Source organism: Enterobacter sp. RHBSTW-00175, assembly GCF_013927005.1.
GTDB lineage: Bacteria > Pseudomonadota > Gammaproteobacteria > Enterobacterales > Enterobacteriaceae > Enterobacter.
The window spans coordinates 1,596,944-1,616,701 of record NZ_CP055930.1 but is presented as its reverse complement, the minus strand read 5'-3'; the positions used below and the strand labels follow the sequence as shown (position 1 = coordinate 1,616,701).

The 19,758-nt window shown below is 51.3% G+C and carries 16 protein-coding genes, 2 tRNA genes and 4 rRNA genes; 12 read left to right on the top strand and 10 right to left on the bottom strand.

The features are described from left to right. Positions 1-13: 13 nt before the first annotated feature. Genes trkA through def form a run of 4 tightly spaced genes read right to left on the bottom strand, consistent with a single transcriptional unit; the run spans position 14 to position 4,231 of the window. Positions 14-1,390, bottom strand: a complete 1,377-nt coding sequence (gene trkA / locus HV107_RS07610; RefSeq protein ID WP_013099016.1) for a Trk system potassium transporter TrkA — start codon at positions 1,388-1,390, stop codon at positions 14-16. A 21-nt stretch (positions 1,391-1,411) separates the two neighbouring features. Beyond that, positions 1,412-2,698 carry a 16S rRNA (cytosine(967)-C(5))-methyltransferase RsmB gene (gene rsmB / locus HV107_RS07605; protein WP_182062742.1) on the bottom strand — a complete coding sequence of 429 codons (1,287 nt, stop codon included), beginning with the start codon at positions 2,696-2,698 and terminating at the stop codon, positions 1,412-1,414. Positions 2,699-2,750: 52 nt separating this feature from the next. Continuing rightward, a complete protein-coding gene (gene fmt / locus HV107_RS07600) occupies positions 2,751-3,698 on the bottom strand; it encodes a methionyl-tRNA formyltransferase (RefSeq protein ID WP_182062741.1) in 948 nt (315 codons plus the stop codon). A gap of 23 nt (positions 3,699-3,721) precedes the next feature. After that, positions 3,722-4,231, bottom strand: coding sequence for a peptide deformylase (gene def / locus HV107_RS07595; RefSeq protein WP_014072050.1), 510 nt, complete (start codon positions 4,229-4,231; stop codon positions 3,722-3,724). A gap of 127 nt (positions 4,232-4,358) precedes the next feature. On the opposite strand from def, the gene dprA reads away from it, so the two are divergent. Genes dprA through HV107_RS07565 form a run of 6 tightly spaced genes read left to right on the top strand, consistent with a single transcriptional unit; the run spans position 4,359 to position 8,143 of the window. Next, positions 4,359-5,483, top strand: coding sequence for a DNA-protecting protein DprA (gene dprA / locus HV107_RS07590; RefSeq protein ID WP_182062739.1), 1,125 nt, complete (start codon positions 4,359-4,361; stop codon positions 5,481-5,483). Then, positions 5,455-5,928, top strand: a complete 474-nt coding sequence (gene smg / locus HV107_RS07585; protein ID WP_014072048.1) for a DUF494 family protein Smg — start codon at positions 5,455-5,457, stop codon at positions 5,926-5,928. Before dprA ends, smg begins: the two co-directional genes overlap by 29 nt. A gap of 27 nt (positions 5,929-5,955) precedes the next feature. Beyond that, positions 5,956-6,510 (top strand): type I DNA topoisomerase, encoded by a 555-nt coding sequence (locus HV107_RS07580; RefSeq protein WP_182062738.1) that lies wholly within the window; start codon positions 5,956-5,958, stop codon positions 6,508-6,510. Continuing rightward, entirely contained in the window at positions 6,503-7,075 is a 573-nt protein-coding gene (gene tsaC / locus HV107_RS07575) for an L-threonylcarbamoyladenylate synthase type 1 TsaC (protein WP_182062736.1), read from the top strand. The genes HV107_RS07580 and tsaC overlap by 8 nt, the downstream gene beginning before the upstream one ends. A gap of 4 nt (positions 7,076-7,079) precedes the next feature. Next, complete coding sequence (aroE, locus tag HV107_RS07570) at positions 7,080-7,898, top strand: shikimate dehydrogenase (RefSeq protein ID WP_182063483.1); 819 nt, start codon at positions 7,080-7,082, stop codon at positions 7,896-7,898. After that, positions 7,895-8,143: a DUF1488 domain-containing protein gene (locus HV107_RS07565; protein WP_182062735.1), complete on the top strand. Its 249-nt coding sequence runs from the start codon at positions 7,895-7,897 to the stop codon at positions 8,141-8,143. The genes aroE and HV107_RS07565 overlap by 4 nt, the downstream gene beginning before the upstream one ends. Here HV107_RS07565 and HV107_RS07560 read toward each other — a convergent pair. After that, positions 8,119-8,673 carry a gamma carbonic anhydrase family protein gene (locus tag HV107_RS07560; RefSeq protein WP_182062733.1) on the bottom strand — a complete coding sequence of 185 codons (555 nt, stop codon included), beginning with the start codon at positions 8,671-8,673 and terminating at the stop codon, positions 8,119-8,121. The genes HV107_RS07565 and HV107_RS07560 overlap by 25 nt on opposite strands. A 473-nt stretch (positions 8,674-9,146) precedes the next feature. On the opposite strand from HV107_RS07560, the gene HV107_RS07555 reads away from it, so the two are divergent. From HV107_RS07555 to rrf (HV107_RS07530), 6 genes are all read left to right on the top strand, one after another. Beyond that, positions 9,147-10,686, top strand: a 16S ribosomal RNA gene (locus HV107_RS07555). 86 nt (positions 10,687-10,772) lie between these two features. Next, positions 10,773-10,848 (top strand) — tRNA-Glu (locus HV107_RS07550). Between the two features lie 194 nt (positions 10,849-11,042). Beyond that, positions 11,043-13,948 (top strand): 23S ribosomal RNA (locus tag HV107_RS07545). A gap of 71 nt (positions 13,949-14,019) precedes the next feature. Next, positions 14,020-14,135 (top strand): 5S ribosomal RNA (gene rrf / locus HV107_RS07540). A gap of 14 nt (positions 14,136-14,149) precedes the next feature. Further along, positions 14,150-14,225: transfer RNA gene (locus tag HV107_RS07535), tRNA-Thr, on the top strand. A gap of 43 nt (positions 14,226-14,268) precedes the next feature. Then, positions 14,269-14,384, top strand: a 5S ribosomal RNA gene (gene rrf, locus HV107_RS07530). Together the 16S, 23S and 5S rRNA genes with 2 tRNA genes alongside form the textbook arrangement of a ribosomal RNA operon. A 256-nt stretch (positions 14,385-14,640) precedes the next feature. On the opposite strand, the gene HV107_RS07525 is transcribed toward rrf (HV107_RS07530), so the two are convergent. The 5 genes from HV107_RS07525 to HV107_RS07505 all read right to left on the bottom strand — a co-directional run bounded on the left by HV107_RS07525 (position 14,641) and on the right by HV107_RS07505 (position 19,507). Then, entirely contained in the window at positions 14,641-15,399 is a 759-nt protein-coding gene (locus tag HV107_RS07525) for an amino acid ABC transporter ATP-binding protein (RefSeq protein ID WP_014171880.1), read from the bottom strand. Between the two features lie 7 nt (positions 15,400-15,406). Next, positions 15,407-16,510 (bottom strand): amino acid ABC transporter permease, encoded by a 1,104-nt coding sequence (locus HV107_RS07520; RefSeq protein ID WP_182062732.1) that lies wholly within the window; start codon positions 16,508-16,510, stop codon positions 15,407-15,409. 9 nt (positions 16,511-16,519) lie between these two features. Next, entirely contained in the window at positions 16,520-17,701 is a 1,182-nt protein-coding gene (locus HV107_RS07515) for an amino acid ABC transporter permease (RefSeq protein WP_182062731.1), read from the bottom strand. A 67-nt stretch (positions 17,702-17,768) separates the two neighbouring features. Beyond that, positions 17,769-18,794, bottom strand: a complete 1,026-nt coding sequence (locus HV107_RS07510; RefSeq protein ID WP_182062730.1) for an amino acid ABC transporter substrate-binding protein — start codon at positions 18,792-18,794, stop codon at positions 17,769-17,771. Positions 18,795-19,285: 491 nt separating this feature from the next. Then, positions 19,286-19,507 (bottom strand): lipoprotein, encoded by a 222-nt coding sequence (locus HV107_RS07505; RefSeq protein WP_008502867.1) that lies wholly within the window; start codon positions 19,505-19,507, stop codon positions 19,286-19,288. Positions 19,508-19,758 lie beyond the last annotated feature (251 nt).

The window sequence follows — 19,758 nt, the reverse complement described above, 5'->3', positions numbered from 1 at the left end:
AGCACCCCAATCATTACAGGAAGAATGGACTTGGCTGGAATAAACGTTCGACGTCGGTAATAAATTTTTTATCGGTAAGGAACATAATGACATGGTCACCTTGCTCGATACGCAAATTATCATTGGCGATCATGACATCATTACCACGCACCACCGCCCCAATTATGGTGCCTGGCGGTAGTTTAATTTCATCAATCGCCCTGCCTACCACGCGGGAGGTTGTTTCATCACCGTGTGCAACGGCTTCGATAGCCTCAGCGACACCGCGACGAAGAGACGAAACACCAACGATGTCGGCCTTACGAACGTGGCTTAGCAGTGCAGAAATAGTGGCCTGTTGCGGCGAAATCGCAATATCAATGACACTACCCTGGACCAGGTCTACGTAGGCGCGGCGCTGAATAAGCACCATCACCTTTTTGGCTCCCATCCGTTTTGCGAGCATCGCCGACATGATATTCGCTTCATCATCGTTGGTGACGGCAATAAACAGATCGACTTGATCAATATGTTCTTCGGCCAGCAACTCTTGATCCGACGCATCACCATAAAACACGATCGTGTTCTGTAATTTTTCAGCGAGCTCAGACGCACGTTGTTGATCGCGCTCGATCAACTTCACGCTATAGTCTTTTTCCAGCCGACGCGCCAGGCCCGCGCCGATATTACCACCGCCGACCAACATAATGCGTTTGTACGGCTTTTCGAGACGCTGAAGCTCACTCATTACCGCACGGATATGCTGAGAAGCGGCAATAAAGAAGACCTCGTCACCGGCTTCGACAATAGTCGAGCCTTGCGGACGAATAGGCCTGTCGTGACGGAAAATGGCTGCGACACGGGTATCGATATGCGGCATATGTTCGCGCATGGTCGACAGGGCGTTACCAATCAGTGGACCACCGTAATAAGCTTTAACTACGGCCAGGCTCACTTTTCCTTCGGCGAAGTTCACGACCTGGAGTGCGCCCGGGTATTCGATCAGACGGTAAATGTTGTCGATAACCAATTGTTCTGGCGCAATAAGATGGTCAATCGGAACCGCTTCAGAATTAAACAGCTTTTCAGCGTCACGGACATAATCCGGGGAACGGATGCGAGCAATCCTGTTTGGCGTGTTGAAAAGTGAGTAAGCAACCTGGCACGCAACCATATTGGTTTCGTCAGAACTGGTCACCGCGACCAGCATATCGGCATCGTCTGCACCGGCTTCGCGAAGTACTCGTGGGTGTGAACCGTGGCCTTGTACAACCCGAAGGTCAAACTTATCCTGCAAAACGCGCAGTCGATCGCCATTGGTATCGACAATAGTGATATCGTTGTTCTCACCAACAAGGTTTTCGGCCAGTGTTCCACCGACCTGTCCTGCACCCAGAATGATTATCTTCATATCTTGCGGCCTGTTCTCACATCACTCTTTGATTAGCTTAGCGTAAAAGAAACCATCGCCTTCTTCAGCACCTGGCAGGTTTTGCAAACCAGGGCGCTCTGGTGTACCTGTTCCATGCAGTGAAGCAGTTGGGGTACGTTTCAGGAATGCCGCGATCTGCTGACAGTTTTCTTCTGGAAGAACTGAACAGGTTGCATACACCAGTGTCCCCCCAGATTTAAGATGTGGCCAAACTGCATCGAGAATTTCGGCTTGCAGCTGAGCAAGTTCGTTGATATCACGATCGCGACGCAGCCACTTGATGTCCGGGTGGCGGCGGATCACGCCGGTAGCTGAACAAGGTGCATCCAGCAAGATACGGTCGAATTGTGTATCACCACACCATTCAGCAGGCTTACGTCCGTCACCCTGTTTGACCTGCGCCTTTAACCCTAAACGTTTCAGGTTGTCATAGACGCGAGAAAGACGCTGCTCGTCGACATCAACAGCCATTACGCTGGCTTGCGGGGCAACTTCGAGAATATGTGTCGTTTTACCCCCGGGGGCCGCACAAAGATCGAGGATCTGCTCGCCATTTTTGGGTTCAAGCCATGTCATGCAGCCCTGAGCTGAGGCATCCTGAACCGTCACCCATCCCTCTTCAAAACCCGGTAATGCATGTACTGGCGCCGGGGTTGCTAAACGTACAGCATCAGGATAGGCATCATGCGTAAATCCGTTCATACCAGATTCTTCCAGCAGGGCAAGCCACGCGTCGCGGGTATGATGAATACGGTTGACGCGTAACCACATCGGAGGACGTTGGTTATTGGCGCCGGCGATGTCCTGCCACTGCTGCGGATACGCTTTTTTAAGACGATTAAGCAGCCATGACGGGTGAAGGAACTGATTCTCGGTCTTGGCAAATTCAGCCAGCAACGCTTCTTGCTGGCGCTGGAACTGGCGTAGCACCCCGTTGATCAATCCTTTCAGCTGCGGGCGTTTAATGGCAACGGCGCCTTCTACCGTTTCTGCCAGCGCAGCATGAGTGGGAATTCGGGTATGAAGCAGCTGGTAGAATCCAACCATAATCAGGTAATGCACGGTGCGCTGCTTTCCTGTCATCGGGCGTGACATCAGCTTGTTAATCAGCCACTCGAGCTGGGAAAGGGTGCGCAGGACACCAAAGCACAGCTCCTGAAGTAGCGCTTTGTCTTTATCCGATACCTTTTGTTGAAGCGGTGGCAGTACATTGCTCAGCGACTGCCCTTGCTCAACCACTTGTTCGACGGCCTGCGCCGCCATACTGCGTAGATTTTGTTTTTTCATAGCCGTAAAAATAAAAATGCCCGGAAACACCGGGCCTTAAGGATAAATTTTCTCAGGCAAGACGTTTGCCGGGGATAAACCATTCGCGACGGGAATTTAACAGATCCTGGGCACTCATCGCTTTCTTACCCGCAGGCTGGAGCGACTCAAGGTTCAAAATACCTTCTGCCGTTGCAACCTGGATCCCCTGTTTGTTCGCATCGAGGATCGTACCGGGCTCTGCGGTTGAGTGCCCCTCAATGACGGAAGCTTTCCAGACTTTTACTGGCTGATCATCGATCATTACCCAGCTCATCGGCCAAGGGTTAAATGCACGAATGCAGCGTTCAAGCTGAGCTGCCGACAATGACCAGTCGATCTGAGCTTCTTCTTTGCTCAACTTTTCGGCATAGGTAACCAGCGCTTCATCCTGAACTTCAGGCTGCGCCGTATTATCCGCAAGCTGTTGCAGGGTCTCGATGAGACCCTGAGGGCCAAGATCCGCCAGCTTGTCGTAAAGTGTTGCGCTGGTGTCTTCTGCGGTAATCGGGCAGGCGAGTTTATACAACATGTCGCCGGTGTCTAAACCCACGTCCATCTTCATGATAGTGACGCCAGTTTCTGCATCTCCTGCCCACAAAGAACGCTGGATAGGTGCAGCGCCGCGCCAGCGAGGCAGCAGAGAGCCGTGCACATTGACACAGCCCAGGCGAGGCATTTCAAGAACAGCTTTTGGCAGAATTAAACCGTAAGCCACCACCACCATGACGTCAGCATTCAGCTCGGCAACAAGTTGCTGATTTTCCTGAGGACGTAAGGATACGGGCTGGAATACAGGTAGTCCGTGTTCTTCTGCCAGTACTTTTACCGGGCTCGGCATCAGCTTTTTGCCGCGGCCAGCCGGACGATCCGGTTGAGTAAATACACCCACAACCTGGTGGCCAGAAGATAACAGCGCGTCGAGATGGCGCGCTGCAAAATCAGGAGTTCCTGCGAAGATAATACGTAGCGATTTAGACACGTTATTCCTTGTATCCCGGGATGTTATGCACGAGAGCGCATACGATCCAGTTTCTCTACTTTCTGGCGAATACGCTGTTGTTTCAGTGGCGAGAGATAATCGATAAACAGTTTACCGACCAGATGATCCATCTCATGTTGAATACAAATCGCCAGCAGTTCGTCAGCTTCCAGCTCGAACGGATTACCGTCACGATCCAAAGCGCGAATTTTCACTTTTTCGGCACGTGGTACTAAAGCACGCTGTTCTGGAATGGACAGACAGCCTTCCTCGATACCTGTTTCTCCGCTCTTTTCGAGCAGCTCAGGGTTGATCAGCACCAGACGGCCATCGCGATTTTCAGAGACGTCAATCACGATAATACGCTTGTGAATGTCAACCTGCGTAGCCGCCAGGCCAATGCCTTCTTCGGCGTACATGGTATCGAACATATCATCGACGATACGCTGAATTTCTGCATTCACTTCTTTTACCGGTTCAGCGACGATGCGAAGGCGCTCGTCCGGTATATGTAACACTTGCAAAACTGCCATAAATTTCCAGAGTCGTATTCAGGAGTTGATAAGAATATTACCTCTATTCTAGACAAATCCCCCATCGATTGACAGCATCAGTGACCAATCGCAATGATTGCGGAGGCTGCTTATGGCAGGGAAAAGGATGACGTCCACAGAGATATGGTTACGACTGATAAACATGGCAACACTGTGCGGTGATACGATGCTGGAAGCAGCCGTATACCTGTTGCGCCAGACGAATATTGATAATGTTTCTATCAAAGATGCAGGGCTGTCGGTTAAGCAAGCTGAACGCTTTTTTGCACTCGGTGAGGCTGAGCTTGAGCGGAGCCTGATTTGGCTCGAACAGCCAGGTCATTTTCTGCTGTCCGCGAATGACCCACGATATCCACCATTACTTCGAATGATACCGGATTACCCTGGCGCCATATTCGTTAAAGGGCATGTTGAAGTACTCAATAGTATTCAACTGGGGGTTGTGGGGAGCCGTTCGCCGTCCTGGTATGGTCAGCGCTGGGGAAAGCTCCTGTGCGAGCAGCTGGCGCAATGTGGATTCACGATAACCAGCGGGCTGGCCTGTGGGATTGATGGTGTTGCTCATCGAGCGGCACTGGCGGCTAAAGGAAGCAGCGTTGCGGTGTTAGGCAATGGCCTTTTCAGTATTTATCCGCGCAGGCATCTTTCCCTTTCCGATCAACTGATTGAGGGCGGTGGGGCCGTTATTTCTGAGTTCTCCTTATCAACATCTGCCTGGCCCGGTAATTTTCCTCGTCGTAACCGCATCATAAGCGGGTTGAGCCTGGGGGTGTTTGTAGTTGAGGCGGCCTTACGTAGCGGTTCGCTTGTTACCGCCAGATGTGCGCTGGAGCAAGGTCGTGAGGTTTTTGCGTTGCCGGGGCCAGTTGGGAATCCTGGATGCGAAGGACCGCACTGGCTGATAAAGCAGGGCGCAACGCCTGTCACAAGTACAGAAGACATTCTGGAAAATTTGCGATACGGGCTGCACTGGCTTCAGGGGGAAGCCGAAAAGCGACAATATTCATCAGATCAGGAGGAGGTGGCATTGCCATTTCCCAAGCTCCTGGCTAACGTAGGAGATGAGGTAACACCTGTTGACGTTGTCGCTGAACGTGCCGGCCAACCTGTGCCAGTAACGGTAGCACAGCTACTCGAACTGGAGTTAGCAGGGTGGATCGCAGCTGTACCCGGCGGCTATGTCCGATTAAGGAGGGCAAGCCATGTTCGACGTACTGATGTATTTGTTTGAGACTTACATCCATAACGAAGCAGAAATGCGAGTGGATCAGGACAAATTGACACGGGATCTTACCGATGCGGGATTCGAGCGGGAAGATATTTATAATGCGTTGATGTGGTTAGAGAAGCTGGCTGATTATCAGGAAGGCCTTGCCGAACCGATGCAGCTTGCTTCCGATCCGCTGTCTGTTCGCATCTATACAGCTGAAGAGTGTGAAAGGCTGGATGCCAGCTGCCGGGGATTCATTTTATTCCTTGAGCAGATTCAGGTGCTAAACCTCGAAACGCGAGAAATGGTGATAGAGCGCGTTATGGCGCTGGATACAGCAGAATTCGAACTGGAAGACCTCAAGTGGGTGATTCTGATGGTTCTGTTTAATATCCCGGGCTGTGAAAATGCCTATCAACAAATGGAAGAATTACTCTTTGAAGTGAATGAAGGTATGCTGCACTGATTCAAATGTGCAGCACCAAGAGTTGTTATGGCCAAATCAGCACTATTCACGGTGCATAAAAATGAGCCCTGCCCGCAGTGCGGGGCTGAACTTGTCATTCGGTCCGGGAAACACGGTCCGTTTCTCGGTTGTTCACACTATCCGGAATGTGATTATGTCCGTCCCCTGAAAAGCCAGGCGGATGGTCATATCGTTAAGATTCTGGAGGGGCAGTTATGCCCTGTCTGTGGTGGTGAGTTAGCTTTGCGACAAGGCCGCTTCGGCATGTTTATCGGATGCAGTCACTATCCTGAATGTGGACATACAGAACAAATTGATAAACCAGATGAAACGGCAATCGCGTGCCCACAATGCCAGCATGGGCAGTTGGTTCAGCGTCGTTCTCGTTTTGGTAAGACCTTCCATTCTTGCGATCGCTATCCTGAATGCCAGTTCGTTATCAATTTCAAACCGGTAGCGGGAGTCTGCCCTCATTGCGACTACCCGTTACTAATAGAGAAGAAAACTGCGCAAGGCATAAAACGTTTCTGCGCCAGTAAACAATGTGGAAAGCCGGTTGCGGCGGATCAAACCAGTGAATAATAACCTGCCATCAGGCTCCATTGCGTATGCGGTGGACGTACTGAAAAAAGAAGAAGTCATCGCTTATCCAACAGAGGCTGTATTTGGGGTCGGTTGCGATCCTGACAGCGAAATGGCTGTGGGCCGTCTGCTTGAGCTGAAACAACGGCCTGTCGAGAAAGGGCTGATACTGATTGCAGCAAATTACGAGCAACTCAAACCTTACATTGATGATTCCATGCTGACGCCGGCGCAGCGGGAAACAATCTTCTCCGCCTGGCCTGGCCCTGTGACCTTTGTTTTCCCGGCGCAGCCGACAACGCCGCGCTGGCTAACCGGGCGCTTTGATTCCCTCGCCGTTCGCGTAACAGATCATCCGCTGGTGGTTGAGCTATGTCTGGCGTTCGGTAAACCTTTGGTGTCGACCAGCGCTAACCTGACCGGGTTGCCACCTTGCCGGACTTCTGAAGAAGTGCTGGCGCAATTCGGGGATGATTTCCCGGTGGCTGTTGGTGAAACGGGCGGGCGCCTGAATCCCTCTGAAATCCGCGATGCTTTAACCGGCGAACGTTTTCGCCAGGGGTAATATGATGGAAACTTATGCCGTTTTTGGAAATCCGATTGCGCACAGTAAATCACCGCTGATTCATCAGCAGTTTGCTGAACAATTGCAGATAGACCATCCCTATGGCCGGGTGCTGGCCCCAGTTGATGCGTTTGTTGCGACCCTGAATGCCTTTTTTGATGCGGGTGGTAAAGGGGCGAATGTCACCGTCCCTTTTAAAGAAGAGGCTTTCGAGCGAGCGGATGAACTTACTGAGCGAGCTTCTCTTGCTGGCGCAGTGAATACGCTTAAACGGCTTGAGGATGGACGCCTGCTGGGTGATAACACCGACGGGATTGGGCTGTTGAGCGATCTGGAAAGGTTGTCATTTATAAAGCCAGGCTTCCGGATATTGCTGATTGGTGCAGGCGGCGCATCACGTGGCGTGTTGCTGCCTCTGTTATCACTGGACTGTTCCGTTACCATTACTAACCGTACTTTTTCCCGGGCAGAAGAGTTAGCCGCATTGTTTGCACATACAGGCAGCGTGAGTGCTGTCGCGCTGGATGATTTGGCGGGGCATGAGTTCGATCTGGTGATTAACGCAACATCGAGCGGTATTGGCGGAGAAGTCCCGGCTATCCCTGCTTCGCTGGTGAATGCGCATCTCTTTTTCTATGACATGTTCTACCAGAATGGGAAAACACCTTTCCTTAACTGGTGCGAACAGCATGGAGCGAAACATCTGGCTGACGGTCTGGGAATGCTGGTGGGGCAAGCTGCACATGCCGTGTTGCTTTGGCATGGCGTGTTACCTGCGGTCGAGCCTGTGATTGAGAAGCTGAAACAGGAACTGTCCGCGTGAATCAGGCCATTCACTTTCCCGACCGAGAAATCTGGGACGAAGAAAAACAAGCCGTTTGTTTCCCGGTGCTGGTACATGGGATGCAGTTAACCTGCGCAATCAGTAAGGATGTGTTGCTAGAACGCTTTGGCGGCACTCAGGCAATCGACGTATTTTGCGAAAATCGCTGGGACCTTGAAGAGGAAGCCAGCGATTTAATCCGCGATCAGCAGGAAGATGATCAAGGCTGGGTCTGGATATCCTGATCTAAATAGTCATTCTTCCATTTTACGTAGTTGTTCGCAGAGTATTTTAATCCTTCAATTTCCGCCTCTGTTAAGGGGCGGATCTGTTTTACCGGGCTGCCTAAATAGAGATAACCGCTTTCGAGCCGTTTATTTTGCGGGACCAGGCTGCCAGCGCCAATCATCACATCATCTTCTACAACAACACCATCCAGCAGAATTGAACCCATACCGACCAGAACCCGGTTGCCTATCGTGCAGCCGTGGAGCATCACCTTATGGCCAACGGTAACCTCTTCTCCGACGATAAGAGGATTGCCTTGCGGGTTATACGAAGATTTGTGGGTTACATGCAGAACGCTGCCGTCCTGAATATTGGTGCGAGCACCAATCGCAACATAGTTGACGTCTCCCCTGATCGCAACGAGCGGCCAGATACTGACATCATCCGCCATTCGCACATCGCCGATGACAACACTGCTGGCATCGATCATCACGCGATCGCCTTTCTGGGGGAACAGATCTTTATAAGGACGCAGTACAGCTGACATATCTACCTCTGTTAATAAACGCTACACAGAAGACTTTGATCGCATTTATGGATCGAGGCAAGGCCAAAATGCGTCAATATTTAAGCAAATCGGGTGGGATTTCAGCGAAAAGAGTGGAAAAGCAGCAGTCAGAAAAAAAGATCTAAAAAACGCTTGTGCTAAAAACTGGGATCCCTATAATGCGCCTCCATCGACACGGCGGATGTGAATCACTTCACAAACAACGCGGTCGGTTGAAGAGAAAAAATCCTGAAATAACGGGTTGACTCTGAAAGAGGAAAGCGTAATATACGCCACCTCGCAACGGTGAGCTGAAAGCCACGTTGCACTGCTCTTTAACAATTTATCAGACAATCTGTGTGGGCACTCAAAGTGACATGGATTCTTAACGTCGCAAGACGATAAATGAATACCAAGTCTCTGAGTGAACATACGTAATTCATTACGAAGTTTAATTCACGAGCATCAAACTTAAATTGAAGAGTTTGATCATGGCTCAGATTGAACGCTGGCGGCAGGCCTAACACATGCAAGTCGAGCGGTAACACAGGGAGCTTGCTCCTGGGTGACGAGCGGCGGACGGGTGAGTAATGTCTGGGAAACTGCCTGATGGAGGGGGATAACTACTGGAAACGGTAGCTAATACCGCATAACGTCGCAAGACCAAAGAGGGGGACCTTCGGGCCTCTTGCCATCAGATGTGCCCAGATGGGATTAGCTAGTAGGTGGGGTAACGGCTCACCTAGGCGACGATCCCTAGCTGGTCTGAGAGGATGACCAGCCACACTGGAACTGAGACACGGTCCAGACTCCTACGGGAGGCAGCAGTGGGGAATATTGCACAATGGGCGCAAGCCTGATGCAGCCATGCCGCGTGTATGAAGAAGGCCTTCGGGTTGTAAAGTACTTTCAGCGAGGAGGAAGGCATTAAGGTTAATAACCTTGGTGATTGACGTTACTCGCAGAAGAAGCACCGGCTAACTCCGTGCCAGCAGCCGCGGTAATACGGAGGGTGCAAGCGTTAATCGGAATTACTGGGCGTAAAGCGCACGCAGGCGGTCTGTCAAGTCGGATGTGAAATCCCCGGGCTCAACCTGGGAACTGCATTCGAAACTGGCAGGCTAGAGTCTTGTAGAGGGGGGTAGAATTCCAGGTGTAGCGGTGAAATGCGTAGAGATCTGGAGGAATACCGGTGGCGAAGGCGGCCCCCTGGACAAAGACTGACGCTCAGGTGCGAAAGCGTGGGGAGCAAACAGGATTAGATACCCTGGTAGTCCACGCCGTAAACGATGTCGACTTGGAGGTTGTTCCCTTGAGGAGTGGCTTCCGGAGCTAACGCGTTAAGTCGACCGCCTGGGGAGTACGGCCGCAAGGTTAAAACTCAAATGAATTGACGGGGGCCCGCACAAGCGGTGGAGCATGTGGTTTAATTCGATGCAACGCGAAGAACCTTACCTACTCTTGACATCCAGAGAACTTTCCAGAGATGGATTGGTGCCTTCGGGAACTCTGAGACAGGTGCTGCATGGCTGTCGTCAGCTCGTGTTGTGAAATGTTGGGTTAAGTCCCGCAACGAGCGCAACCCTTATCCTTTGTTGCCAGCGGTTCGGCCGGGAACTCAAAGGAGACTGCCAGTGATAAACTGGAGGAAGGTGGGGATGACGTCAAGTCATCATGGCCCTTACGAGTAGGGCTACACACGTGCTACAATGGCATATACAAAGAGAAGCGACCTCGCGAGAGCAAGCGGACCTCATAAAGTATGTCGTAGTCCGGATTGGAGTCTGCAACTCGACTCCATGAAGTCGGAATCGCTAGTAATCGTAGATCAGAATGCTACGGTGAATACGTTCCCGGGCCTTGTACACACCGCCCGTCACACCATGGGAGTGGGTTGCAAAAGAAGTAGGTAGCTTAACCTTCGGGAGGGCGCTTACCACTTTGTGATTCATGACTGGGGTGAAGTCGTAACAAGGTAACCGTAGGGGAACCTGCGGTTGGATCACCTCCTTACCTTAAAGAACCTGCCTTTGTAGTGCTCACACAGATTGTCTGATGAAAAGTAAATAGCAAGGCGTCTTGCCGAAGCAGACTTCAGTGTCCCCTTCGTCTAGAGGCCCAGGACACCGCCCTTTCACGGCGGTAACAGGGGTTCGAATCCCCTAGGGGACGCCACTTGCTGGTTTGTGAGTGAAAGTCGCCGACCCCCGTATCTCAAAACTGACTCAGCGAGTCATGTTTGAGATATTTGCTCTTTAAAAATCTGGATCAAGCTGAAAATTGAAACGACACACCTTAAGTGGTGTGTTCGAGTCTCTCAAATTTTCGCAATTTGATGATGAATCGAAAGAAACATCTTCGGGTTGTGAGGTTAAGCGACTAAGCGTACACGGTGGATGCCCTGGCAGTCAGAGGCGATGAAGGACGTGCTAATCTGCGATAAGCGCCGGCGAGGTGATATGAACCTTTGACCCGGCGATTTCCGAATGGGGAAACCCAGTGTGTTCCGACACACTATCGTTAAGTGAATACATAGCTTAACGAAGCGAACCGGGGGAACTGAAACATCTAAGTACCCCGAGGAAAAGAAATCAACCGAGATTCCCCCAGTAGCGGCGAGCGAACGGGGAGCAGCCCAGAGTCTGAATCAGCTTGTGTGTTAGTGGAACGGTCTGGAAAGTCCGGCGATACAGGGTGATAGCCCCGTACACGAAAGCACACAGGTTGTGAACTCGAAGAGTAGGGCGGGACACGTGGTATCCTGTCTGAATATGGGGGGACCATCCTCCAAGGCTAAATACTCCTGACTGACCGATAGTGAACCAGTACCGTGAGGGAAAGGCGAAAAGAACCCCGGCGAGGGGAGTGAAAAAGAACCTGAAACCGTGTACGTACAAGCAGTGGGAGCACCTTCGTGGTGTGACTGCGTACCTTTTGTATAATGGGTCAGCGACTTATATTCTGTAGCAAGGTTAACCGTATAGGGGAGCCGAAGGGAAACCGAGTCTTAACTGGGCGTTAAGTTGCAGGGTATAGACCCGAAACCCGGTGATCTAGCCATGGGCAGGTTGAAGGTTGGGTAACACTAACTGGAGGACCGAACCGACTAATGTTGAAAAATTAGCGGATGACTTGTGGCTGGGGGTGAAAGGCCAATCAAACCGGGAGATAGCTGGTTCTCCCCGAAAGCTATTTAGGTAGCGCCTCGTGAACTCATCTTCGGGGGTAGAGCACTGTTTCGGCTAGGGGGCCATCCCGGCTTACCAACCCGATGCAAACTACGAATACCGAAGAATGTTATCACGGGAGACACACGGCGGGTGCTAACGTCCGTCGTGAAGAGGGAAACAACCCAGACCGCCAGCTAAGGTCCCAAAGTCATGGTTAAGTGGGAAACGATGTGGGAAGGCACAGACAGCCAGGATGTTGGCTTAGAAGCAGCCATCATTTAAAGAAAGCGTAATAGCTCACTGGTCGAGTCGGCCTGCGCGGAAGATGTAACGGGGCTAAACCATGCACCGAAGCTGCGGCAGCGACGCTTATGCGTTGTTGGGTAGGGGAGCGTTCTGTAAGCCGTTGAAGGTGTCCTGTGAGGGATGCTGGAGGTATCAGAAGTGCGAATGCTGACATAAGTAACGATAATGCGGGTGAAAAGCCCGCACGCCGGAAGACCAAGGGTTCCTGTCCAACGTTAATCGGGGCAGGGTGAGTCGACCCCTAAGGCGAGGCCGAAAGGCGTAGTCGATGGGAAACAGGTTAATATTCCTGTACTTGGTGTTACTGCGAAGGGGGGACGGAGAAGGCTATGTTAGCCGGGCGACGGTTGTCCCGGTTTAAGCATGTAGGCGGAGAGTTTAGGTAAATCCGGACTCTTTTTAACGCTGAGGTGTGATGACGAGGTACTACGGTACTGAAGTAACAAATGCCCTGCTTCCAGGAAAAGCCTCTAAGCATCAGGTAACATCAAATCGTACCCCAAACCGACACAGGTGGTCAGGTAGAGAATACCAAGGCGCTTGAGAGAACTCGGGTGAAGGAACTAGGCAAAATGGTGCCGTAACTTCGGGAGAAGGCACGCTGATGTGTAGGTGAAGCCCCTGCGGGTGGAGCTGAAATCAGTCGAAGATACCAGCTGGCTGCAACTGTTTATTAAAAACACAGCACTGTGCAAACACGAAAGTGGACGTATACGGTGTGACGCCTGCCCGGTGCCGGAAGGTTAATTGATGGGGTTAGCGGCAACGCGAAGCTCTTGATCGAAGCCCCGGTAAACGGCGGCCGTAACTATAACGGTCCTAAGGTAGCGAAATTCCTTGTCGGGTAAGTTCCGACCTGCACGAATGGCGTAATGATGGCCAGGCTGTCTCCACCCGAGACTCAGTGAAATTGAACTCGCTGTGAAGATGCAGTGTACCCGCGGCAAGACGGAAAGACCCCGTGAACCTTTACTATAGCTTGACACTGAACACTGGTCCTTGATGTGTAGGATAGGTGGGAGGCTTTGAAGCGTGGACGCCAGTCTGCGTGGAGCCAACCTTGAAATACCACCCTTTAATGGCTGGTGTTCTAACGTAGACCCGTAATCCGGGTTGCGGACAGTGTCTGGTGGGTAGTTTGACTGGGGCGGTCTCCTCCCAAAGAGTAACGGAGGAGCACGAAGGTTAGCTAATCCTGGTCGGACATCAGGAGGTTAGTGCAATGGCATAAGCTAGCTTGACTGCGAGAGTGACGGCTCGAGCAGGTGCGAAAGCAGGTCATAGTGATCCGGTGGTTCTGAATGGAAGGGCCATCGCTCAACGGATAAAAGGTACTCCGGGGATAACAGGCTGATACCGCCCAAGAGTTCATATCGACGGCGGTGTTTGGCACCTCGATGTCGGCTCATCACATCCTGGGGCTGAAGTAGGTCCCAAGGGTACGGCTGTTCGCCGTTTAAAGTGGTACGCGAGCTGGGTTTAGAACGTCGTGAGACAGTTCGGTCCCTATCTGCCGTGGGCGCTGGAGAATTGAGGGGGGCTGCTCCTAGTACGAGAGGACCGGAGTGGACGCATCACTGGTGTTCGGGTTGTCATGCCAATGGCATTGCCCGGTAGCTAAATGCGGAAAAGATAAGTGCTGAAAGCATCTAAGCACGAAACTTGCCCCGAGATGAGTTCTCCCTGACTCCTTGAGAGTCCTGAAGGAACGTTGAAGACTACGACGTTGATAGGTCGGGTGTGTAAGCGTAGCGATACGTTGAGCTAACCGATACTAATGAACCGTGAGGCTTAACCTTACAACGCCGAAGCTGTTTCGGCGGTTGAGAGACAGAATATTTTCAGCCTGATACAGATTTAACAGAATTTGCCTGGCGGCTTTAGCGCGGTGGTCCCACCTGACCCCATGCCGAACTCAGAAGTGAAACGCCGTAGCGCCGATGGTAGTGTGGGGTCTCCCCATGTGAGAGTAGGGAACTGCCAGGCATCAAATTTAGCGTGCTGATATGGCTCAGTTGGTAGAGCGCACCCTTGGTAAGGGTGAGGTCCCCAGTTCGACTCTGGGTATCAGCACCACTTAATACGTAGGTTGAAGTTCGGCACATAGTAAAAGAATTTGTCTGGCGGCTTTAGCGCGGTGGTCCCACCTGACCCCATGCCGAACTCAGAAGTGAAACGCCGTAGCGCCGATGGTAGTGTGGGGTCTCCCCATGTGAGAGTAGGGAACTGCCAGACATCAATTAAAACAAAAGGCCCAGTCGAAAGACTGGGCCTTTTGTTTTAGGTGTTATTTGTCGGTGATAGCTCTCCTGGCTGGCTGCAGGACGCCCGGCATACAACGGGCAGATATCCAATAAGAAAAACCCCGTACCGTAAGGTTCGGGGTTTTTTGCTTTGTGCTGTCTGAAAAAGTCGGGTGGAGGCTTCGCCTTAACCGACCTGGATAGCCCATAGGCCCGGTAGGCAACGCGCCACCGGGCAGAGCAAACGACTAGTGAATCACCTGCGACAGGAAGGCACGGGTACGCTCTGACTTTGGATGAGCAAAGAACTCATCTGGCGGAGCCTGTTCCACAATCTCACCGCGATCCATAAAGATCACCCTGTCAGCCACGGTGCGGGCAAACCCCATTTCATGTGTTACGCACAGCATGGTCATCCCGGATTGCGCCAGACCAATCATGGTATCCAGAACTTCCTTCACCATTTCCGGATCGAGCGCGGATGTTGGCTCATCAAACAGCATAATTTTAGGTTTCATGCACAGTGAACGGGCGATGGCCACTCGTTGCTGCTGTCCACCTGATATCTGCCCCGGAAACTTATTCGCATGTTCAGCAATTCGCACGCGTTCCAGGTAATGCATTGCCAGTGCTTCCGCTTCCTTTTTCGGCATCTTTCGCACCCAAATTGGTGCCAGTGTGCAGTTCTGTAAAACCGTCAGGTGCGGGAAAAGGTTAAAGTGCTGAAACACCATCCCCACTTCCTGGCGCACACGTTCGATATTACGAATATCTTCATTCAGCTCGATGCCATCAACCACAATACGTCCCTGCTGATGTTCCTCCAGGTGGTTAATGCAGCGAATGGTTGTTGATTTACCCGATCCTGAAGGCCCACAGAGAACGATTCGCTCCCCCTGTTTTACCTTCAGGTTGATATCTTTCAGAACGTGAAACTGTCCGTACCATTTATTGACGTTTTCCAGCGTAATCATCGCGTCGGCAGGTGTCATAGTAATCTGGCTCATAATTTCCTCAGTGCGGTGTACGCCCGGTGTTAAAGCGCTTTTCCAGATGCTGGCTATAGCGCGACATGCTAAAACAGAAAATCCAGTAAATCAGAGCGGCAAAGACATAGCCCTCAGTAGACATACCAAGCCAGACAGGATCGACAGTGGCCTGCTGCACACTGCTAAAGAGATCAAACAAGCCGATGATGATCACAAGGCTGGTATCTTTAAAGAGTGCGATGATCGTGTTCACCAGCCCTGGAATAACCAGCTTAAGCGCCTGAGGCAGTATCACCAGCCCCTGTGTTTTCCAGTAACCGAGAGCCAGTGATTCCGCAGCCTCGTACTGACCTTTTGGTAATGCCTGAAGACCACCGCGCACGACTTCGGCAACGTAAGCAGACTGGAATAAAATCACCCCTACCAGTGCGCGAATAAGCTTATCGATCGTCGTTCCTTCAGCCATAAAGAGTGGAAGCATGACCGATGACATAAACAGCACGGTAATCAACGGCACGCCGCGCCAGAACTCGATGAAGAGAACGGAAAGCACACGCACGACCGGCATTCTGGAGCGCCGTCCAAGCGCCAGTAAAATCCCCCAGGGTAACGCACCGGCAATCCCCACGGAGGCGATAATCAGCGTTAGCGTCAGGCCACCCCATTGGCGGGTTTCGACACGTTCCAGTCCCAGGAAACCACCGTACAGCAACACCCAGACAATAATGGGATAGGCCACCGCCCAGCAGGCAATGTAACGCCCACGATGCGGCAGTTTTTTCCAGAACATTGCGGCGATGGAGAGCAAACCGATGACCAGAGCCAGGTTAATTCTCCAGCGTTGTTCGTGCGGGTACAGCCCGTACATAAACTGGCCAAAACGTTCGTGGATAAATACCCAACATGCGCCCGCTTTTGTGCAGTCAGCTCGGGTAGAACCTACCCAGTTAGCCTGCAAAAACGCCCAGTTCAGTAACGGTGGGATCAACTCCCACATCAACCACAGACAGACAATGGTCAGCAGGCCGTTACTCCAGCTGGAGAACAGGTTCTTGCGCGCCCAGTTGATATAGCGTCCGCCAGGTTTTCTGGCTGGACGCGAAGAGTGAGACAATATCGCTTTTGTCATCATGGCTCCTTAACGCTCAACCAGTGCGATGCGACGGTTATAAAGGTTCATCAGCAACGAGATAATCAGACTGATAATCAGATAAACAGACATTGTGATGGCAATAGTTTCAATCGCTTGTCCGGTCTGGTTGAGCACGGTTCCTGCAAACAGTGACACCATATCGGGATAGCCAATGGCGGCAGCCAGCGACGAGTTTTTGACAATATTGAGATACTGGCTGGTCAGTGGCGGAATGATGACCCGCAACGCTTGCGGAATAATGACCTGGCGAAGCGTCACTGTGTTCGGCAGGCCCAGCGAGCGAGCGGCCTCGTGCTGACCATAAGGCACGGCCTGGATCCCTGAACGGATGATCTCCGCGATAAATGCCGATGTATAAATGGATAGCGCCAGCGTCAGCGCCGCCAGCTCAGGAATTAAGACCATCCCTCCCTGGAAGTTAAAACCGCGCAAATGTGGAATATCCCAGTGCAGCGCAGAGCCAACGAGCCAGTGTGCCAGCAGTGGCAAACCCACGATAAGGAGTGCAGCACTGGGCCAGGTTTTGCGAAGCTGACCGGTTTTAATCTGGTGTTTGCGGTTATAGCGGAATAGCCCTACAGAAAGGGCAATAGCGATAGCAATAGCAACAACAAACGCGTAAAGCCCTTCACCTGCCAGAGGCGAAGGAATGTACAGCCCACGATTACTCAGAAAAAGCAGGTCGAAGGCATCCACTGCCTGGCGAGGGCCTGGGAGGTTACGCAGAACGGCAAAATACCAGAAGAAGATCTGTAGCAGTGGCGGGATATTACGGAAAGTCTCAATGTAAATCGTCGACAGTTTTCGCAGCAGCCAGTTTTCAGAAAGCCGCGCCAGGCCGATAAAGAACCCCAGTATGGATGCAAAAACAATACAGAGTGCTGACACCAACAGCGTATTCAGCAGGCCGACCACGAACACACGTCCGTAGGTATCTCCTTCCTGATAATCAATAAGATGCTGAACAATGCCGAAACCCGCACTGCGATCCAGAAATGCAAAGCCGGAGGTGATACCGCGGTTATTCAGGTTAGTAACAGTGTTATGGATTAAATAAACGGCGATAACCACAACCACGACGATGGCTATAATCTGGAAAAGCCAGGCGCGAACCGCGGGATGAGAAAAGGATAACGATCCTTTTACGGCTAAGCGGCGATGGGACATAAAGAAACCTCGGTAACCATGACTCTGGAGTGGGCACCGCAAGCGCGGTGCCCGTTACAGCAAATGCTTAACGTACTGGCGGAGCGTACTGAATACCGCCGTTGTTCCAGAGATTGTTCTGGCCGCGTTTGATCTTCAGCGGGCTTTCAGATCCTACGTTGCGTTCGAAGATCTCGGAGTAGTTACCAACCTGCTTAACAATGTTGTAAGCCCACTTGTTGTCGAGCTTCAGGTCTTTACCGAAATCACCTTCTTTACCTAACAGGTGCGCCATATCCGGGTTAGTCGGGTTCGCCGCTTTCTCATCAACGTTTTTCGAATTGATGCCCATCTCTTCGGCGTTCAGCATGGCAAACAGCGTCCAGCGAACAATGGAGAACCAGTCTTCATCGCCACGGCGAACAACCGGTCCCAGAGGCTCTTTGGAGATCACTTCAGGTAATACGATCCACTCAGCAGGATTGCTTAGCTTGATACGCAGGGCGTACAGCTGAGACTGGTCAGAAGCCAATGTATCGCAACGACCAGATTCCAGTGCTTTCGCAGATTCGTCAGAGCGGTCGAACGTCACAGGCGTATATTTCATATTGTTCGCTTTAAAGTAATCGGCGACGTTCAGCTCGGTATCGGTACCGGCCTGAATACATACGGTCGCCCCATCCAGCTCTTTGGCGCTTTTCAGGCCCGCTTTATTATGGGTAAGGAAGCCGATACCGTCGTAATAGGTCACGCCAGTGAATGACATCCCCATGCCGGCATCACGAGAAGAGGTCCATGTGGTATTACGCGAGAGCATATCAACTTCGCCAGATTGCAGTGCGGTGAAGCGTTCTTTCGCCGTCAGCGGGGTATATTTTACTTTGCTGTCATCACCGAAAACGGCTGCGGCGACGCCACGGCAGACATCAACGTCAATACCGGTAAATTTGCCGTTGGCATCGGCATAAGAGAAGCCAGGTAACCCGTCACTGATACCGCACTGTACAAAACCTTTCTTTTTAACGGCATCAAGCGTTGTGCCCGCGTGGGCCTGGTTGGCTACAGCAAACAACACGCTCGCGGCGGCCAGGCTGGCTATCATCGTCTTTTTCATAATGCATCCTGTGTGGCGAAATTTATCGTTATAGAGGCGTCTTAAAACGCTTTGACCTGTCTGTGGCTTTGGCCAACGTTTATAAAGCAAACGTAATGCCAGGTTTGCGCTCGCGAAAATAAAGGACAACGGAACGCATAATGCTGAGTGTAGACAGGGTTAAATAAATCGAGCGCCCCGAAATGGTGCGAAATTACAACCTGCGCCACAAATTAGAGCAAAAGTTTGATTACATATCGGATATAACAATAGATAGTTTCTGGCGTGAATATTGGCAGGATATTTAATGTAATTGATTTGTGAAAATCATCACTGTTGAATATGAAATTTGAATCGATGCGCAAAAAAGATGTGATTAACGTCGTGGATTAAAATAAGCTGATGGAAGAAACCAGGGCTAATATTTTACTTCTCTGAAAAAACTGCACTATTTCAAAGCAAAAGCGCGGCCGGAGCCGCGCTTTCACAAGTGTACGTTTATGCCTTAGCGATTACTTCGTCAAAGCAACGATACCCAGCGTCAGACCTGCTACTGCGGCAGCACCGCCAGCGATTGCACCGGCTGTTTCCCAGTTATCCTGGGTGGTGCCTTTCATACAGGTATTGGTATGAACCAGTCGCCCCTGATCGTCGTATACCGGTACACATGGAGAGTCGTGCGCGCAACCAGCAAGCAGCGCAGCGAGTAGTGCAACGGAAATGAATCTTTTCATGATGTTACCTCTGCATTCTTTTTAATTCGCTATAAAGCCAGGAGGGCAATTAACGAATCGAGGATATTTTACCATTGTGATAAGCCCTGGTTGCATGGGGAATAATCTCAAATTATGTGGTTTGTAAAAATCATGGAGAAAAGAGACTTACCTGGATGAATTAATGGAGAAAGTGTGAATCTACTGGCGGTTTTATTTTTACTTAATGCAAATGACGCATTTTAAATGTTGTTACGTTTCGCTGGCCAATT

Excerpts from the sequence above, each read along its gene's own strand:
- trkA (WP_013099016.1), bottom strand. The coding sequence starts at position 1,390 with ATGAAGATAATCATTCTGGGTGCAGGACAGGTCGGTGGAACACTGGCC.
- rsmB (WP_182062742.1), bottom strand. The coding sequence starts at position 2,698 with ATGAAAAAACAAAATCTACGCAGTATGGCGGCGCAGGCCGTCGAACAA.
- def (WP_014072050.1), bottom strand. The coding sequence starts at position 4,231 with ATGGCAGTTTTGCAAGTGTTACATATACCGGACGAGCGCCTTCGCATC.
- dprA (WP_182062739.1), top strand. The coding sequence starts at position 4,359 with ATGACGTCCACAGAGATATGGTTACGACTGATAAACATGGCAACACTG.
- smg (WP_014072048.1), top strand. The coding sequence starts at position 5,455 with ATGTTCGACGTACTGATGTATTTGTTTGAGACTTACATCCATAACGAA.
- HV107_RS07580 (WP_182062738.1), top strand. The coding sequence starts at position 5,956 with ATGGCCAAATCAGCACTATTCACGGTGCATAAAAATGAGCCCTGCCCG.
- aroE (WP_182063483.1), top strand. The coding sequence starts at position 7,080 with ATGGAAACTTATGCCGTTTTTGGAAATCCGATTGCGCACAGTAAATCA.
- HV107_RS07560 (WP_182062733.1), bottom strand. The coding sequence starts at position 8,673 with ATGTCAGCTGTACTGCGTCCTTATAAAGATCTGTTCCCCCAGAAAGGC.
- HV107_RS07525 (WP_014171880.1), bottom strand. The coding sequence starts at position 15,399 with ATGAGCCAGATTACTATGACACCTGCCGACGCGATGATTACGCTGGAA.
- HV107_RS07520 (WP_182062732.1), bottom strand. The coding sequence starts at position 16,510 with ATGACAAAAGCGATATTGTCTCACTCTTCGCGTCCAGCCAGAAAACCT.
- HV107_RS07515 (WP_182062731.1), bottom strand. The coding sequence starts at position 17,701 with ATGTCCCATCGCCGCTTAGCCGTAAAAGGATCGTTATCCTTTTCTCAT.
- HV107_RS07510 (WP_182062730.1), bottom strand. The coding sequence starts at position 18,794 with ATGAAAAAGACGATGATAGCCAGCCTGGCCGCCGCGAGCGTGTTGTTT.
- HV107_RS07505 (WP_008502867.1), bottom strand. The coding sequence starts at position 19,507 with ATGAAAAGATTCATTTCCGTTGCACTACTCGCTGCGCTGCTTGCTGGT.